Source organism: Halobiforma lacisalsi AJ5, assembly GCF_000226975.2.
In the GTDB taxonomy this organism is placed as follows: domain Archaea; phylum Halobacteriota; class Halobacteria; order Halobacteriales; family Natrialbaceae; genus Natronobacterium; species Natronobacterium lacisalsi.
Genome location: NZ_CP019285.1, coordinates 3,161,010 through 3,177,704 on the forward strand (window position 1 = coordinate 3,161,010; position 16,695 = coordinate 3,177,704).

The following is a 16,695-nucleotide window of genomic DNA, read 5'->3' on the forward strand; positions in this document are numbered from 1 at the left end:
TGACCGTCCGCTATCCCGTTTCGAAACCGTCTCCGTCCCGCTACGGGGCGGAACCATCACACGTATCCCCGTCGACCCCGTTCGCTCTAGGTAACGACGCAGCATGAGTATCACAGAACACGAACTCAAGATCAAACTCGAGGAGATCGAGGATCCCGACATCGGCGAGGACATCGTCACCCTCGGGTTAGTCAACGACGTCGTGATCGACGACGAGACCGCCCGCATCTCGCTCGCGCTCAACGCTCCCTACGCGCCCTCCGAGATGGAACTCGGCAACCGGGTGCGTGAAGTCTGTGACGAGGTCGGCCTCGAGGCCGACCTCCGGGCCCACGTCGGCCAGGAACACGGCTTCGACGACGAAGTGCTGCCCCGCGTTCGCAATGTGATCGCCGTCTCCTCCGGGAAGGGTGGCGTCGGCAAGACCACGGTCGCCGCGAACCTCGCGGCCGGCCTCGAGAAACGCGGCGCGATGGTCGGCCTGCTCGACGCCGACATCCACGGCCCGAACATCCCGAAGATCCTGCCGGTCGAGGGCGAACCGGGCGTGATGCCCAACGAGGACATCGTCCCGCCCCGCTCGGACGGCGTCCGCGTCATCAGCATGGGCTTCATGACCGAGGAGGACGACGACCCCGCGATCCTCCGTGGGCCGATGGTCAACAAGTTCATGATGAAGTTCCTCGAGGGCGTCGAGTGGGGTCGCCTCGACTACCTCGTGGTCGACCTGCCGCCGGGGACCGGCGACGCGACGCTGAACCTCCTGCAGTCGATGCCCGTCACGGGATCGGTCGTCGTCACGACGCCCCAGGAGATGGCGCTCGAGGACACCCGCAAGGGAGTCCAGATGTTCAACAAGCACGACACGCCCGTCCTGGGCGTCGTCGAGAACATGAGTTCGTTCGTCTGTCCGTCCTGTGGCGACCAGCACGGCCTGTTCGGGACCGACGGTGCGGACGACATCGTCGACCGGTACGACGTGCCCCTGCTGGGCAAGATCCCGATCCACCCGGACTTCGGCGCGGACGGGAGCGAGGGACCGATCGTCAAGGACGACGACAGCGAGGTCCAGGAGCCGGTCGAGAACGTGGTCGCCGAGATCGCCGACCGGATCGGCGAGGCCAACCGTCGCACGGTCGCCGAGCACACCTCGGACGAACCGGCGGACGTTCTGCCGACCGAGACCGAGGACTGATCCGCGCCGGTTTTCCTCTCTTTCGCTCCGACCGGTCAGCCTGCCGTTCCGGCTCGCCAGGACTGCGAACGGAGGCGTTTTGCCCCTCGTCGTCGAAGATAGCCACGGCCATGTCATCCGATAGCGATTCCGACGGCGACACGGGACTCGACGAGTACGCCGCCGCGCTTGCCGACCCCGGACTCGAGCCGGGCGACGGCGAGGTCGAAACCGCGGAACTGGTCGTCACCGACGACGTGCTCGTCAAGGCGTTTGCGCTCGGCCCAGGCGCGGAACTCGAGGCTCACGATCACCCCGACAGCACGAACGTCTTCCACGTGCTCGAGGGGACGGTCACGGTCGTTCGCGGAGAAGACGAGGAGGCGATCGAGGCGCCGGGCGTGGTCCGCCACGATCGGGGCGTCCCCCACGGGGCGCGAAACGAGACCGAGGAGACGGTGATATTCACGGCGAGTCTGTGTCCGTTGCCGTCCTGATCGTTCGCTCGCGCTATCCTTTCGCTTCGGGCCTCGCGACCGCTCTTCAGTCTCGTCGAAAGCGGTAACTTTCGACCGAATCCCCGAGCGGAGGCGAGCGTCACCACCTTCAGCGCCGCTTTGACCCGGTGGCGAGAGGAACGGGTATGGAACGAGAACGATCCGGGCGGGACGATCGGTCACGGTCCCCTCTCGAGCGTGGAGACGGCAACGGCGACGACGGTACCGGGCTCTCGCGGCGAAGCGTGCTCGAAACCGCCGGCGTGGCGGGCGCGGGCGTCGGCCTCTCGGCCGTCGCCGGCTGTCTGGGCGGCGCCGTCGGGGGCTCCGAGACGATCACTGTCGACTACCATCCCTACTACAGCGAGGCCTTCTCCGCGCTGGTGATCCGCCACGGCGAACTGTGGGAGAAACACCTCCCGGACGGGTACGACGTCGAGTGGCACGCCGTGTTGCAGGGTGCCCCGACGGTCAACCGGCTCATCTCCGGCCAGACGGACCTGGGGTACATGGGCGATAACCCGGCGATCATCGCCGCGGCGAACGACGACACGCCGATCCGGATCGTCGGGCTGAGCGGCTACTCGATGGGCCAGCAGGGCAACCTCTGTGTCGTCCACGAGGACGCCGACCTCGAGTCCGCGGCGGATCTGGACGGCCGCGAGGTCAACGTCACCCAGGGGACGCTCTCGCATCGGTTCCTGCTGACCGTCCTCGAGCAGGAGGACATCGAGGTGACGATCAGGGACCAGGACATCAACACGATCGTCACGAACTTACGCGAGGGGTCGATCGACGTCGCCTTCGGCTGGGAGCCGTCGATGGCCCGCGTCGTCGATCAGGCCTCGTCCGGCCGGTACCTGTTCACCGGCGCCGACTACGACGAACCCGACCTCGGGGCGCTCGTCATGCCCGACTCGCTGATCGAGGACCGACCCGAGGTCGCGAAGGGGTGGCTGAAGGCCGAACTCGAGGCCAAACACCTGCTCGCGACCGAACCCGACCGTGCGCTGGATCTGGGTATGGAGGAGTCAGAACTGAGCCGCGACCTCGAGCGCGAGACGGTCCGGACGACGCTGTACGAGAACCTCGAGGTCAACCCCGGGGTCGACCGACAGCGGTTCTACACCGATTTCTCCGCGGTCGGGCCGGCCCAGGACCTGCTCACCGACACCGGCCCCGAGTTCCTGCTCGAGGAGGCCGAGGTGATCGATCGGACGCCGCCGAGCGATCGGTACGACACGAATCTGCTGTCGGAGGCGGCCGACGACCTCGAGTCCGAGGTCGACTGGAACCCCCGCCGTGCGGGTGACCGATCGTGAGCGGGGCTGCGTCCGTCGCCCGCGTTCGACGGACCGCAATGACCGGCGCGACGGCGTTTGCCCGCCGACTCGAGGCGGTCCCGCGGTCGGTGCGCCGCGGCGCGTCGGTGTTCGCGGTGTTCGCGATCTGGTGGGCACTGGTCCGGTTCGGCGTCGCCGGGTTCGCGTTCTTCGTCTCGCCGGTCGAGACGGCCGCCGCCGTCGCCGCTCACCTGACAGGCGAGCCGGTCGCCGACGGCGGCACGATCTACCTGCACGCCGCCTACACGACCGGTCGCGTGCTCGCCGGGGTCGGGGTCGCGGTCACGGCTGCGATCCCGCTGGGGCTGCTGATCGGCACGCGGCCCCGGTGGGAGCGGTTCCTGCTGCCGGCGCTCGAGTTCCTGCGGCCGATTCCGCCGATCGCGTGGGTGCCGCTGGTGCTCGTGATCTTCCCGACCGTCCGACTCGGCGTCGTGTTCGTGGTGTTCCTCGGGGCATTCTTCCCCGTACTGGTCAACACGGTCAACGGCGTCCGATCGGTCGACGACGAGTACCGCCGTGCCGCGGCGAGCCTCGGTGCGGGCGACCGCGAGGTGCTTCGTCACGTCGTGTTGCCGTCGGCGCTCCCGGCAATCTTCACCGGCGTCACCATCGGCGTCGGCCTGGGCTGGGTGACGGTTATCGCGGCGGAGATGATCACCGGCGAGTACGGGCTCGGCCACGTCGTCTTCCAGGCCTACCGGCTGATCGACGTCGAATCGGTCGTCGTCGGCATGATCGCCGTCGGGTTCCTCGGCGCTGCCTCGACGGCCCTGCTGTCGGCCGCCGTCGAGCGGGCGGCTCCCTGGCTCGAGGGCGCGCCGACGGGGGTGACGCGATGAGTTCCGATCGCGAGCCCTCGGGCGGTCGGATCGCCATCGAGGGGCTGACCAAGACCTACGGCGGCGAGGCCGACGACGAGCGGGTCGTCGCCGTCGACGGCCTCGATCTCGAGATCGAACCAGGCGAGTTCGTGACGGTACTCGGCCCCTCGGGCTGTGGGAAAAGCACGCTGCTGGACTGCGTCGCCGGCCACGTCGAACCGACCGAGGGTCGGGTCGCTGTCGACGGCGACCCCGTGACCGGACCCGATCCGAGCCGCGGGGTCGTCTTCCAGGAGAATCGGCTGTTCCCCTGGAAGACCGTCCGGGAGAACGTCGCGTTCGGACCGTCGGTGCGGGGTCGCCCGACCGATCGAGTGCCGGACCTGCTCGAGCGGATGGGGCTGTCCTCGTTCGCGGACTCGTACCCGAGCGACCTCTCGGGCGGGATGGCCCAGCGGGCGGAACTGGCCCGCCTGCTCGCCAACGAGCCGTCGATCATGCTGATGGACGAGCCGTTCAGCGCGCTCGACGCGATGACGAAACAGCGCATGCAGGTCGAACTGCTGTCGGCCTGGCGGGAGACGGACGCGACGGCGCTTTTCGTCACCCACGACGTCGAGGAGGCGATCCTGCTTGCCGACCGGGTCGTCGTCATGACGGCCCGGCCGGGAACCGTCAAGACCGTCGTCGACGTCCCGCTGGACCGGCCTCGAGGCCACGACGCCCGGACGACCGGGGCCTTCACCGACCTGAAGCGGCGGCTGCTGGCGTCGATCCACGACGAGGCCGGCTCGGAGTTCGCGACGGAGGCTGGGGCGCGGCCTGCGGCCGTGGCCGACGGCGGTGACGACGGGAACGGGAACGACGTGGCCGACGGCTCCGGCGGAGTTGAAAACCCGTGACCGGCGACCGGATCGGCTCGACGGCGTCGCTGCTCGGACTCGGGGCGGTCTGGTGGCTCGTCGGCGCGACCGTCGCGCCCGGCCTGCCGACGCTGCCGGTCGTCGCCGGAGCCGCCGCCGACGTGGCGACGGACCCGTCGTTTCTCTCCTCGGCCGTCAGGAGCGCCGTCCGGGTGTACGTCCCTTTCCTCCTCGCGGTCGCGCTCGCCGTTCCGGTGGGACTGCTCGCGGGGTGGCACGACCCGTTCGCCGACCTGACGCTGCCGGCGCTCGAGTTGCTCCGGCCGATCCCGCCGATCGCGTGGATTCCCGCGGTGATCCTGCTGATCCCCGGCACCGAACCCGGGATCATGTTCATTACCTTCCTGGGCGCGTTCTTCCCCATCCTGCTGAACTCGCTCGAGGGCGGCCGGAGCGTCGACCGGGAGTACGCGAAGGCGGCCCGGTCGCTGGGCACCGACCCGGCGTCGACGTTCCGCCACGTCGCCGTACCGGGCGCGCTGCCGTCGATCACGACCGGGCTCTCCGTCGGGATGGGGCTGGCCTGGCTCAACCTCGTGGCCGCGGAGATGCTCGCGGGCGGGAGCGGCCTGGGCTACCTGACGTGGTCAGCTTACACGGGCGGCTCGTACCCTCACATCGTCGTCGGCATGCTCTCCATCGCGGCCCTGGGCGCGGCGTCGACGGCCGCGGTCGGACGGCTCGACCGGTGGCTCGTTCCCTGGGCGAACGGGTCGGCCTGACGGCGTGAACCCGCCGAAAATCGCTTTCGTCGCTTTCAGTTACGTTTCGCCCGCCGCAGCCGCGCCGTCCGAGTCCTCGAGCAGCGACGCCACGTACTTCGTCACGTGGTCGTCCATCCGCCGTTTGTATCCCGCCTGGCGTGCGAGCCGATCCAGTTCCCGGGCGACGAGGCTGCCGTACTGGACGGCCTTCTTGTCCCTCTCGGCGACCTCGTCGGGCAGGTACCGAGCCGCCACTCGGCGGAAGCCGCGCTTTCGGGTCTCCTCGTCGGCGAGTAACTCGTCCGGCAGTCCCAGTGCAGCGTCGACGACCGCGTCGTGCAACAGCGGCGCCACGGGCTCGAGGCCGGTCGCCCGGATCGCGAGCACGTCCCGGGGGAGCTGGTCCGGCAGGCTCCGGATCTGTTCGCGCACCGCGCCGCGGGTGGTCTCGGCCTCGACGCGGTGGTCCAGTCGGACGACCTTCTCGTAGCCGCCGAACAGTTCGTCCGCGCCCTGGCCGACCGCGAGCGCGTCGAACCCGTCGGCCGCGACCCGCTCGCCGACCAGGTACAGCGGCAAGGCGATCTGGACGTCCATCGCGTTCGTCCGCCCGGTCGCGCGGGCGATCTCGGGGACGGCCCGCTCGAGGGCCGCGGGCTCGAGTTCGACGACCGTCAACTCACGACCCATCGCATCGGCGGCCGTCCGGGCGGCCTCGACGTCGTGGCTGTCCGGGAAGCCGACGACGTACAGCGGCGCGTCGAGCAGTTCGGCGACCAGCGTCGAGTCGACGCCGCCGGAGAAGGCGACGGCGATCTCGCGGTCGCTCGCGAGCGCCTCGTCGGCCGCCCGCCGGATGGCGTCCTCGAGCGCCTCGAGGGCGGCCTCGGGATCGTCCGTGTCGGGTTCGGAGCCTGGAAGCGTCCAGTGGTCGTCGATCCCCTCGACGGGCGTGTTTCCGAGGTCGGCCGTCTCGAGGACGGCGCCCGCCGGGAACGGGACCGGCTCCGCGAGGGCGGCGGGTTCGAAGGCCCAGTCCGGCCCGTTTTCCGTACCGCCTGCAGCCTCGAGAAACAGCGGTTCCCGCCCGAGGACGTCACGGACGAGTCGGCCGTCGACTTCGCCCGCGAAGCCGGTCGTCCCCGGCAGCGGATCGCCGGACTCGAGGGCCGCGCGGACGACGTCGGCGTCGGTCCCGCGGAGGGTCTCGCTCGCGGTCATCGCATCAACCCCATGACGCTGTTCCTGACCCGGCGCGTGACCCCGCCGGCGAACTGCCGAAAGCTGATGTGCCAGGGCGTCCGCTTGCCCTCCACCGAGGTCTTCCCTTGGCTGATCGCCTCGAGGATCGCGTCGGCCGATCGCTCGTCGGCGTCGACGCGGGTGACCGCCTGACCGACCATCTCTCCGATGTGAGCGTCGCTGCCGGCCGTCATCGGCAGATTTCGGGACTTGGCGAACCGCTCGGCCTGGCGGTTGGCCCGGCCGGTCAGCAGCCGCGAGTTGTAGACCTCGATCGCGTCGCCCTTTGCGAGTTCTTCCCGCGAGATGCGGGCCATTACGCCGTGTCGCGACTCCTGGAACGGATGGGGGATCACCGCCAGTCCGCCCTGTTCGCGGATCTTCTCGAGGGTCGTCTCGTAGGAGAGCCCCGGCGGGATCGCCTCCTCGACGCCCAGTCCGAGGACGTGGCCCGCCTTGCTCGAAATCTCGATGCCCGGAATCCCGACGAGGCCGTACTCGGCGGCGCGCTCGGCGGCCTCGAGGCTGGCGTCGATCTCGTCGTGATCGGTCACCGCGATGGCGTCGAGATCGACGGCCTCGGCCTGCTCGAGGAGGAGTTCGACCGAGTCCCGGCCGTCGTAAGATAGCGACGAGTGGACGTGGAGTTCGACCGACAGCACGTGTGTACGTTTCTTTCGACTGATCAAAAGCGCCTCGGTCCGCCTGCGGACCGTGAAACACCCGGACACTGACTCACTCGTTCCGTCCGATAGCCCTCGCCACCGGTAGCCGACCCCTCGCTCGAGAATACTTTTATTACGCTTGATATTGGTCATAGCCAGTGGCAACGGAATCTGGGGCAGCTCGAGGTCGGACGCGACCGGAGGGTCGCGGGCCGGTGACGCGGAGCCCCGACGAGTCACTACACCGAACCATGAACCGGAGAATCTTCCTGGCGCGAACCGGCGTATCGATCGGAACACTCACCCTCGGCTCCACGGCCGCGAGCGCGGCGACGGAGGGCGACGAAGCGAGACGGTTCGTCGTCGACCGGCGCGGCCTCGGCTCCGAGGCGGACCTCGAGGTCGTCCACGAGATGGACCCGGTGGATCTCCTCGTCGTGAGAGCCACCGAGGAACGGCTCGAGGACGCGGGCGCACCGTTCGCACCGGACGTTCGACTTCCCGCCGAACCCCACGCCCCGGTCGACCGGGAACCGGCGGGAGACGAGGTGGGGACGGGAGACGGCTTCCGCTACCAGTGGGACAAGCAGGACCAGCGCATTCCCGAGGCCCACGAGGTGACCCGTGGAGAGGGGACCCGCGTCGCGATCATCGACTCCGGGATCGCCGCCGGCCATCCCGACCTCGAGGGACAGGTGAACCTCGCCCTCTCGCGGAGTTTCGCCGAGGACGGCTACGGTGTCGGGGCGCCGTACGGCGGGACCCACGGGACCCACGTCGCGGGCATCGTCGCCGCGAGCGACGAGACTGACGGCGGGGTGATCGGCTCGGCCCCCGGCGCGGAACTGGTCGACCTGCGCGTGTTCGGAGCCAATCTCGAGAGCAGGGGCGGCGACGTCCCCCCGGGGTACTGGGCGGATACGTACATGGGAACCGTGATGGCCGCGCTGGTCTACGCCGCCGAGATCGGCTGCGACGCGGCCAACCTCAGCCTCGGCTGGACGTGGCGGATGCGCCAGGAGGGCTGGGGTCGGTTCTGGGGCAAGGTCCACCAGCGAGTCGGGAACTACGCCCGAGGGCAGGGCACCCTCCACACCCACGCGTCCGGAAACTGGGGTGAGAGTCTGCAGTTCAACCGGGACGAGACTGACTCCTCGCAGACGGCGGGCGGCATCACGACGAGCGCGACCGGCCCGGTCGGGTTCGATCCGGAGACGGAAGAGTACGACGAACCCCCGTATTCGCCGTCGACGTACACGACCCACGGCGTCGGCGCGATCGACCTCGCCGCGCCGGGCGGGAAGGGCGGCGAGTCCCAGTACGACGACGTGTACAACGCCATCGCGCTACCGCAGTTCGACGAGGACGGGGAGTACCTGGGTGCCGAGTACGGGTACGCCTTCTACGCCGGCACCTCGATGGCCGCCCCGCAGGTGGCGGGCGCCGCCGCGCTCGTCAAGAGCGCCCATTCCGAGTATAACGCGAACCAAGTTCGAATCGCCCTGACCCGTACTGCCGAACGTCCCGACGAGTACGAGAACAAGTACTACGGATCGGGGTATCTCGACACCTGCGCGGCCGTCACTGGGTAATTCTCCCCGCTCGCTTCTCCCGCAGACTCGAGCGGCCTGGAATACACGAACGTGCATATAGAAACCCCTTTACCGGCCGACTTTCATCACCTAGATGAATGAGTCTTGCCGATTCGGACCGCGAACTCGTCGTCGAGGAGCTGGGCCGGGAGCCGACTCCGGCGGAGGCGGCGCTGTTCGAGAACCTCTGGAGCGAACACTGTGCGTACCGCTCCTCGAGGCCCCTGTTGTCCGCGTTCGAGAGCGAGGGCGAGAACGTCGTAATCGGGCCGGGTGACGACGCGGCGGTCGTCTCGTTGCCCGGGGACGACGGGACGTACGTGACGATGGGGATCGAGAGCCACAACCACCCCTCCTACGTCGATCCGTTCGACGGCGCGGCAACGGGCGTCGGCGGCATCGTCCGGGACACGCTCTCGATGGGCGCGTACCCGATCGCCCTGGCGGACTCGCTGTACTTCGGCGAGTTCGACCGCGAACACTCGAAGTACCTCTTCGAGGGCGTCGTCGAGGGGATCAGCCACTACGGCAACTGTATCGGCGTCCCCACCGTCGCGGGCAGCGTCGACTTCCACCCCGACTACGAGGGGAACCCGCTGGTGAACGTCGCCTGCGTCGGGCTGACCAGCGAGGAGCGGCTCGTCACTGCCGAGGCCCAGGAGCCCGGCAACAAGCTCGTGCTCGTGGGCAACGCCACCGGCCGGGACGGCCTCGGCGGTGCCTCCTTTGCCAGCGAGGACCTCTCGGAGGACGCCGAGACCGAAGACCGGCCCGCGGTCCAGGTCGGCGACCCCTACGCGGAGAAACTGCTGATCGAGGCCAACGAGCGACTGATCGAGGAGGGCCTGATCGAGTCCGCGCGCGACCTCGGCGCGGCCGGCCTGGGCGGTGCCTCGAGCGAACTGGTCGCCAAGGGCGGGCTCGGGGCCGAGATCGAACTCGAGCGCGTCCACCAGCGCGAGCCCAACATGAACGCCCTCGAGATCCTGCTCGCCGAGTCACAGGAGCGGATGTGCTACGAGGTCGCTCCCGAGAACGTCGAGCGCGTCCGCGAGATCGCCGAGCGGTTCGACCTCGGCTGCTCCGTGATCGGCGAGGTGACGGCGGGCAACTACGTCGCGACCTTCGGGGACGAGACGGTCGTCGACGTCGACGCCGAGTTCCTTGGCGAGGGTGCGCCGATGAACAATCTCGAAAGCGTCGAACCCGAGCAGCCCGAGACGGATCTCCCCGAGGTCAACCTCGAGGAGGCCTTCGAGACCGTCGTTTCGAGTCCGAACACGTCCTCGAAGCGGTGGGTCTACCGCCAGTACGATCACGAGGTCGGCGTCCGCACGAGCGTGGGGCCGGGCGACGACGCAGCAATCATTGCGGTCAGAGAAGCCGAGCAGGGACTCGCGATTTCGTCCGGTGCCGCCCCCAACTGGACCGACACGGCGCCCTACGAGGGTGCCCGCGCCGTCGCACTCGAGAACGCGACCAACGTGGCGGCCAAGGGCGCGACGCCGCTGGCCGCGGTCGACTGTCTCAACGGCGGCAACCCCGAGAAGCCCGAGGTCTACGGCGCGTTCGAGGGCATCGTCGACGGCCTCGCCGATATGTGTGCCACCCTCGAGACGCCGGTCGTCGGGGGCAACGTCTCGCTGTACAACGACTCCACGGCGGGCCCGATCCCGCCGACGCCGACGCTCGCGCTGGTCGGCGCGAAGGACGGCTACGACGCGCCGCCGCTGTCGCTCGCGCCCGAGGCCGACGCGGAACTGCTGCTCGTCGGCGACTACGGCCTCGAGTCCGGGGCGTTCGACCTGGGCGGCTCGGAGTACCTCGCCCGCTTCGACGGGAGCGACGCCTTCCCCGAACTGCCGGCGGAGCCGGCCGCCCTCGTCGAGACGATCGCCGAGGTCGCGGACGACGACGCGACCCACGCCACCCACGACGTCAGTCACGGCGGGCTCGCGGTCTCGCTCGCCGAGATGGTCACCGAGGAGGCCGGTCTCGAGGCGACACTCCCGGTTTCCCACGGCGAGGTCGCCGGTGCCTTGTTCCACGAACAGCCCGGCCGCGTGCTGATCCAGACCGCGGAGCCGGCAGCCGTCCGCGAGGCGTTCGACGGCGTCGCTCCCGTCGTCTCACTCGGCACCGCCACCGACGACGGGTCGCTCGTGCTCGAGGCAGACGTCGGAACGGAACTGCTCGAGACGGATGCCGGGACGATCGACGAGTTGCGGTCGACGATCGGGGACGAACTCGCGTAGCCGTCCGGACTCGGCGGGCACTCGTTTCCAGGGCATGCTGCCCTGACGACGATTCCGGTGCCGGTATTTTGATATAGCCCGCCTGCGAGTGCTTCGACCGGACGACAGATCCGGAGGATTCCGCTCGATGGCCACAGACACCCCGTCCGTACTGATCGTCGAAGACGAGCCCGACCTCGCTAATCTCTATGCCGCGTGGCTCGAGAGCGAGTACGACGTCCGGACGGCCTACGACGGCGACGACGCGCTCGCGGCGATCGACGAGTCGATCGACGTGGTTCTTTTAGACCGCCGGATGCCGGGGCTGTCGGGGGATACCGTACTCGAGACGATCCGCGAGCACGATCTCGATTGCTACGTCGCGATGGTGACCGCGATCGAACCCGACTTCGACATCGTCGGCATGGGGTTCGACGACTATCTCGTCAAACCCGTCTCGAAAGAAGAGCTGTTGCGGATCGTCGATCAGCTACTGCTGCGCTCGTCCTACGACGACCAACTTCGGGAGTTCTTCGCGCTCGCGTCGAAGAAGGCCCTGCTCGACGCCCAGAAGTCCGAGGCCGAACTCGAGTCGAGCCGGGAGTACGCCGAACTCGAGGACCGGCTCGCGGCGCTTCGGGCCCACGTCACGGAGACGACCTCGGAACTGCTCGAGGAGGGGAAGTACCGTCAGCTCTGTCGCGACATCGCCGCCGATCCGGTTCCCGAGGAGTAAGGAGTTCTCGAACTCGAAACACCGGCGCGATAGCTTCTGGATAGAGTACAGGGCAGTCAGGGACCGCCCGGACCCGCTCCGGGCCGTGGAAGACCGTCTTGGTGCCGCTTTCCGTCTTCGTCCCCGTTGTGACGATCGTTGCCCTCGAGTTCGAGGGTGGTTACGTCCCGAATTTCGATCCGGGTTCCGTTCGCAGGTTCGTCCGAGTCGTGGTCGGAGTCGGGGTCGTGGTCGAGGACAACGCCCTCCCTCGTCCCGTCGCCTTCGACGGTCTCGACCGTCAGTTCCCAGCCGTGGGCTTCGGCGATCGCGCGGACGAGCGCGAGCCCGAGACCGTCGATCGCGCCGGTTCCGGTGTCGGAGTTCCCGTCAGCGGCCCCCGCCCCGCTTCCCGTCCCGTCCGGGGACGCCAGGAGCCGATCTCGAGCGGTCTCGGGCGAGGCATCCGCGTCGTCGAGGAGGTAAAAGCCGCGGGACCGGCCGGGATCGTCGAACCCGAGGAGACCCACCCGGACCGTTACGTCCGCCGTCTCGTCTCCGGGGTCGCCAGGGGAAACGCCGTCGCGAGCCGCTGCATCGTCGAACGCCGTCTCCAGCAGGTTCACGAGGCGGTCGGCGTCGGCCCGGACGGTGGCGCGGCGTTCGACGGTCACGTTCGTCTCGTCGAGCCGGGAGGTCCTGGCAGCCGCTTCGACGGCCCGGTCGAGCCTGACGCGGCTCCGGGTGCCGACCGCCGAGGCGTTGCGAGCGAACTCGCGGACGTCGTCGACCAGTCGCTCGGCGCGGTCGAGCGTCGTCTCGACGGAGTCCTCTGCGAGCGGGAACTCCCAGCCCAGTTCGTCCGCGTCGGCGTCGTCATCCTCGAGTCGCTCGGCGACCGTCTCGAGTTGCTGTTTCAGGTCGTTCGAGAGGACGTTGGCGACCCCCTCGAGCCGCTCGGTCTGGCGCTCGAGAGCTTCGGTGCGCTCCCGCAGGATCCGCTCGCGGTCGGCCCGGTCGAGTGCGGCACGGATGTTCTCCGCCAGCGTCGAGAGCAGTTCGACGTCGGTCTCGTCGAACCGGTCGGGCTCGAGCGAGCCGGTCATGAGCACGCCGTGAGTTCCGATCGGCGCGATGATCTCCGAGCGAAGGGGCGTCTCGGGGTTGTAGGTTTCCTCGTTGGACTCGAGGTCGTCGAACCGCTCGACCTCACCGCCCTCGAAGACGTTCCAGACGAGCCCCTCACCGGGATTGAACCGGGGGAGGCCGCCGAACTCCTCGTACGCCCCCGCCGTGCCAGCGACGGGCTCGAGGTAGCCGTGTTCGTCCTCGAGCAGCCAGATCCCGCTGATCGGTAGATCGAGCAGGTCGCTGCCCGAGTGGACGGCGATCGCACAGATCTCCTCGGGGTCGTCGGACTCGAGCAGCCAGCGGGTGATCTCGTGCAGCGAGGCGGCCACCCGTTCGTACTCGTGCTGGTCGGTGATATCGCGGAGGACGCCGGCGATCGTCGCCGCGTCGTCCTCGATCGGAACGAATCTGATCTCGACCATCCGGTCGACGCCGTCGGCGTCGGTGATCGTCGCCTCGAGTTGCCGTTTTTCGGCGTTGCCAACGTCCACGTCGGCGATAGCCCGCCCCATCTCGACGGCGTCCTCGTCGGTGATCCCGGCGAGTTCGGGGACGACCTCGACGTGTTCGCCGACCAGGGCCTCGCGGTCGCGGCCGAACAGTCGCTCCATCGCGCCGTTGACCGAAACGATCTCCCGGTTCCGGTCGAGCGTGACGACGCCATCGTTGATCGCTTCGATGACGGCTGCGTGCTGGGCGATGGTGGTCTCCTGTTGTTTGCGCTCGGTGACGTCGCGCATGTATACCGACAGCCCCGTCTCGGAGGGGTAGGCCCGGGCCTCGAACCAGGTCTCCAGGCGCGCATGGTAGATCTCGAACGAGACCGGCACCTGTTCGTCCATCGCCCGATGGAACCCGTCCGGGAACTGCGTCTCGACCGTCTGGGGGAACTCGTCCCACATAACGCGGCCGATGAGGTCCTCTCGAGACCGTTTCAGGAGGGTCTCGGCCCGCTCGTTGAGGTACGTAAACCGGAAGTCGGTGTCGAGCGCGAAGAACGCGTCCGTGACGCGGTCGATGATCGGAACGGTGCGGGACGTCACGATCGCTCTCCCCCCGATGCGCTGTTCGAGCGCTCGCTCGCGCGCCAGCATCTTCGCCTGCGGTCCAGTCGCGCGTCGCGAACGCGATCGGTGTTCATCGTCTCCATATACAGACAGCCGGTTTGAAAGATCTACTGACGGTTCGTCGCACCTGGCCGACAGATTACGTTAGTGTCGTGGCCGGTTCGACGCTCGAGGCTCGCGTCTCGGGCGACGGTCGTCGGTCGTCGGTCGTCGGTCGTCGGTCAAAGCGGGACCGTCGTCCCGACACCGCGCTCGGCCGCGCGATCGAAGACGAAAGCCGCAGCCGCGGCGTCTAGCACCGCGGAGCCGACGCTTTCCACGACGACGATCCCGCTCCCTCGCTGCTGGTGTCGGGGCGAGTCGTCCGAGAGGGCGGCCCCGAGCGACTCGATTTCGTCCTCGAGGGCCGGGAAGCCCCGCAAGTCGCCGGTCTCGAGGGCCTCCGAGGGGACGTCCGCGACGACCCGCTCGGCGCGCTCGACGGTCGTCGCGTCCAGTTCTCGCATCTCCGGCGTGTACGCGCCGACGGCGATCACGAGCGCGTTCGGCTCCAGGGCGTCGCCCGGGAACACCGGCTCCGTACTCGTCGTCGCGGTAACGACGATCGACGCGTCCTCGACGGCGGCGGCGGGCGACGAGACGGCCTCCACGGACGCGTCGAGTTCGGCCTCGAGGTCCGCGGCGCAGTCGAACCGTGAGTCGCTCGGGGAGTAGACCCGGACCGACTCGAGGTCGGCGTCGGTCGCTGTGGCGATCGCACGGGTCTGCCAGCGGGCCTGCGTGCCCGCACCGATCACGGCGACGTCGAGCGTGTCCTGCTCGTCGGGTTCGGGCGCGAGTTCACGGGCCGCCAGTCCGCCGATACAGCCGGTCCGTGCGCCCGTGATCCGGTTACCCGCGAGGTAGCCGACCGGCTGGCCCGTTTCGGCGTCGGCCAGCGCGATCTGTGCGGTGACGGTCGGCAGGCCCCGCTCCGGGTTGTCATCGACGACCGTCACGAGCTTCGTCGCGGCGTAGTCGGCCCCGTGGACGTACGCGGGCATACAGAGTCCGGTGCCGGTCGGCTCCGCGGTCTCGCCCGTGCTCGAGTCGGACTCGAGTCCGGCCCCGATCGGGTAGTGGGGGCGTTCCGGTCGTTCGACCTCGCCGGCCTCCGCTTTCCGGAAGGCGTCTGCGACGACGGGAAGCAGGTCCTCGAGGTCGAGGACCGAAGCGACGTCCTCGTCGGAGAGTACGCGTACCATGGCTATGGGCGAGTATCGTCGCTCGAGTACTTGTAGTTCGACGTCTCCGGCGTGCCGCTCGAGAGGGGAATGCGATCGGACGCCGTCAGAACTCGCGCTGGATCTCCGACCAGATGCCGACCGAGCAGTCCTTCGAACGCTCGAGGTCGACGTCGAAATCACCGTCGTCGCCGAATCCGATCGAGACCCGCTCGAAGTCGGCGACGTAGCGTGACTTGTGGTGGCTGCCCGACCGCACCCCGACCGTTTCGGTGACCAGTCCCGCCTCCGTCAGCCGGTCGAGTTTCCGGTAGGTCGTCGACAGCGGGCGGTCGATCCGGCCGGACAGCTCCTGGGCCGTCAGCGGCTCCTCGAGGACGGTGACGATTTCGCGGCAGCCGTCGTCGTCCAGGGCGCTGACTATCGCCGCGAGGTCTGGCGCCGACCTATCGTCTGACGACGGAACGCCGAATGACATTGCGGACGGGTTAGGAGCGGAGCCTAATGACGTGCGTGGTCGAACCGACGGCCGCTGCGTTCGGGAGGGGTCCAGTCGGTCGGTGTCTACATGTAGCGCCGGCACGAGGGGCCCGATATGAGCGACGATATGCCATCTGCGGGAGTCGAGGACACGCCCGGCGAGGGACGAACGCCGGAGGCGGAGCGCATCGAGCCGTCGGCGCCCGAGGAGTTCGGCCTCGTCCAGGTCTGGTGGGGCGACGGCAAGGGAAAGACCACCGCTACGCTCGGCATGGGCATGCGTGCGGCCGGCCACGGCTTCCGTGTCCACATGCTCCAGTTCATGAAAGGCGGCGCCTCGAGCGTCGACGCCGTCCGCGGCGAGTACAACGCCATCGCCGCCCTGCCGGGGTTCAGCTACGAGAACCTCGGCCACTACGGCTGGCACGGGATGCCCGACGGCAGCGACGAGGAGAAACACGAGGCCCAGGCCCAGGCGGGCCTCGAGCGCGCCCGCGAGTTGCTCGCGGGAGCCGCCGAAGCGGCCCTCGACGAACCGATCGCCCTCGACGGTGACCCCGACGACGGTGTCCACATGCTCATCCTCGACGAGGTGCTGTACGCCGCGGATCGAGGGCTACTCGCCGAGGACGACGTGCTCGCGCTGATCGACGACAAGCCCGCGGACCTCGAACTCGTGCTCTCGGGGAGCCACACGGAGCCGACGTACCTCGAGGACCGTGCGGACCTGATCACGAACGTCCGCAAGCAGGCCCATCCGATCGAGAACGGCCAGCGGGCCCGTCGTGGGACGGAGTTCTGACTGTCAGAACGAAGTCGGCCGAACTGGTTCGGCTTCCCCGTTCGCCGGTGTCGTCATCGATATAACCGATCCCTGTGAA

At 68.8% G+C, this 16,695-nt stretch carries 15 protein-coding genes; 10 read left to right on the forward strand and 5 right to left on the reverse strand.

Annotated features, from left to right (window positions below; genetic code table 11):
• Positions 1 to 103: 103 nt before the first annotated feature.
• The 6 genes from CHINAEXTREME_RS15380 (at position 104) to CHINAEXTREME_RS15405 (ending at position 5,483) form a co-directional block, all read left to right on the forward strand.
• A complete protein-coding gene (locus CHINAEXTREME_RS15380; protein ID WP_007142672.1) occupies positions 104 to 1,195 on the forward strand; it encodes an Mrp/NBP35 family ATP-binding protein in 1,092 nt (363 codons plus the stop codon).
• Positions 1,196 to 1,305: 110 nt separating this feature from the next.
• Positions 1,306 to 1,671 (forward strand): cupin domain-containing protein, encoded by a 366-nt coding sequence (locus CHINAEXTREME_RS15385; protein ID WP_007142673.1) that lies wholly within the window; start codon positions 1,306 to 1,308, stop codon positions 1,669 to 1,671.
• Between the two features lie 146 nt (positions 1,672 to 1,817).
• Positions 1,818 to 2,993: an ABC transporter substrate-binding protein gene (locus tag CHINAEXTREME_RS15390; RefSeq protein ID WP_007142674.1), complete on the forward strand. Its 1,176-nt coding sequence runs from the start codon at positions 1,818 to 1,820 to the stop codon at positions 2,991 to 2,993.
• A gap of 38 nt (positions 2,994 to 3,031) precedes the next feature.
• Complete coding sequence (locus tag CHINAEXTREME_RS15395; RefSeq protein ID WP_007142675.1) at positions 3,032 to 3,856, forward strand: ABC transporter permease; 825 nt, start codon at positions 3,032 to 3,034, stop codon at positions 3,854 to 3,856.
• On the forward strand, positions 3,853 to 4,740 hold the full coding sequence (locus CHINAEXTREME_RS15400; protein ID WP_007142676.1) for an ABC transporter ATP-binding protein: 888 nt from the start codon (positions 3,853 to 3,855) through the stop codon (positions 4,738 to 4,740). The genes CHINAEXTREME_RS15395 and CHINAEXTREME_RS15400 overlap by 4 nt, the downstream gene beginning before the upstream one ends.
• Positions 4,737 to 5,483: an ABC transporter permease gene (locus CHINAEXTREME_RS15405; RefSeq protein ID WP_007142677.1), complete on the forward strand. Its 747-nt coding sequence runs from the start codon at positions 4,737 to 4,739 to the stop codon at positions 5,481 to 5,483. Before CHINAEXTREME_RS15400 ends, CHINAEXTREME_RS15405 begins: the two co-directional genes overlap by 4 nt.
• A 39-nt stretch (positions 5,484 to 5,522) precedes the next feature.
• Here CHINAEXTREME_RS15405 and CHINAEXTREME_RS15410 read toward each other — a convergent pair whose 3' ends face one another.
• Both CHINAEXTREME_RS15410 and CHINAEXTREME_RS15415 read right to left on the reverse strand, forming a co-directional pair.
• Positions 5,523 to 6,686, reverse strand: coding sequence for an asparagine synthase C-terminal domain-containing protein (locus CHINAEXTREME_RS15410; protein ID WP_007142678.1), 1,164 nt, complete (start codon positions 6,684 to 6,686; stop codon positions 5,523 to 5,525).
• Positions 6,683 to 7,369: a CehA/McbA family metallohydrolase gene (locus tag CHINAEXTREME_RS15415; protein ID WP_007142679.1), complete on the reverse strand. Its 687-nt coding sequence runs from the start codon at positions 7,367 to 7,369 to the stop codon at positions 6,683 to 6,685. Before CHINAEXTREME_RS15415 ends, CHINAEXTREME_RS15410 begins: the two co-directional genes overlap by 4 nt.
• Positions 7,370 to 7,623: 254 nt before the next feature.
• Between CHINAEXTREME_RS15415 and CHINAEXTREME_RS15420 the strand changes: the two genes are divergently transcribed.
• The 3 genes from CHINAEXTREME_RS15420 to CHINAEXTREME_RS15430 all read left to right on the forward strand — a co-directional run bounded on the left by CHINAEXTREME_RS15420 (position 7,624) and on the right by CHINAEXTREME_RS15430 (position 11,934).
• Positions 7,624 to 8,964 (forward strand): S8 family peptidase, encoded by a 1,341-nt coding sequence (locus CHINAEXTREME_RS15420; protein ID WP_007142680.1) that lies wholly within the window; start codon positions 7,624 to 7,626, stop codon positions 8,962 to 8,964.
• Positions 8,965 to 9,062: 98 nt separating this feature from the next.
• Positions 9,063 to 11,219 (forward strand): phosphoribosylformylglycinamidine synthase subunit PurL, encoded by a 2,157-nt coding sequence (gene purL / locus CHINAEXTREME_RS15425; RefSeq protein ID WP_007142681.1) that lies wholly within the window; start codon positions 9,063 to 9,065, stop codon positions 11,217 to 11,219.
• A 127-nt stretch (positions 11,220 to 11,346) separates the two neighbouring features.
• A complete protein-coding gene (locus CHINAEXTREME_RS15430) occupies positions 11,347 to 11,934 on the forward strand; it encodes a response regulator transcription factor (RefSeq protein ID WP_007142682.1) in 588 nt (195 codons plus the stop codon).
• A gap of 56 nt (positions 11,935 to 11,990) precedes the next feature.
• On the opposite strand, the gene CHINAEXTREME_RS15435 is transcribed toward CHINAEXTREME_RS15430, so the two are convergent.
• The 3 genes from CHINAEXTREME_RS15435 to CHINAEXTREME_RS15445 form a co-directional block, all read right to left on the reverse strand.
• Positions 11,991 to 14,138, reverse strand: a complete 2,148-nt coding sequence (locus tag CHINAEXTREME_RS15435) for a PAS domain-containing protein (protein WP_007142683.1) — start codon at positions 14,136 to 14,138, stop codon at positions 11,991 to 11,993.
• A 194-nt stretch (positions 14,139 to 14,332) separates the two neighbouring features.
• Positions 14,333 to 15,355, reverse strand: coding sequence for an ornithine cyclodeaminase family protein (locus CHINAEXTREME_RS15440; protein ID WP_007142684.1), 1,023 nt, complete (start codon positions 15,353 to 15,355; stop codon positions 14,333 to 14,335).
• Between the two features lie 85 nt (positions 15,356 to 15,440).
• Positions 15,441 to 15,812 (reverse strand): winged helix-turn-helix domain-containing protein, encoded by a 372-nt coding sequence (locus CHINAEXTREME_RS15445; protein ID WP_007142685.1) that lies wholly within the window; start codon positions 15,810 to 15,812, stop codon positions 15,441 to 15,443.
• 117 nt (positions 15,813 to 15,929) lie between these two features.
• On the opposite strand from CHINAEXTREME_RS15445, the gene CHINAEXTREME_RS15450 reads away from it, so the two are divergent.
• On the forward strand, positions 15,930 to 16,616 hold the full coding sequence (locus tag CHINAEXTREME_RS15450; RefSeq protein WP_007142686.1) for a cob(I)yrinic acid a,c-diamide adenosyltransferase: 687 nt from the start codon (positions 15,930 to 15,932) through the stop codon (positions 16,614 to 16,616).
• Positions 16,617 to 16,695: the final 79 nt, after the last annotated feature.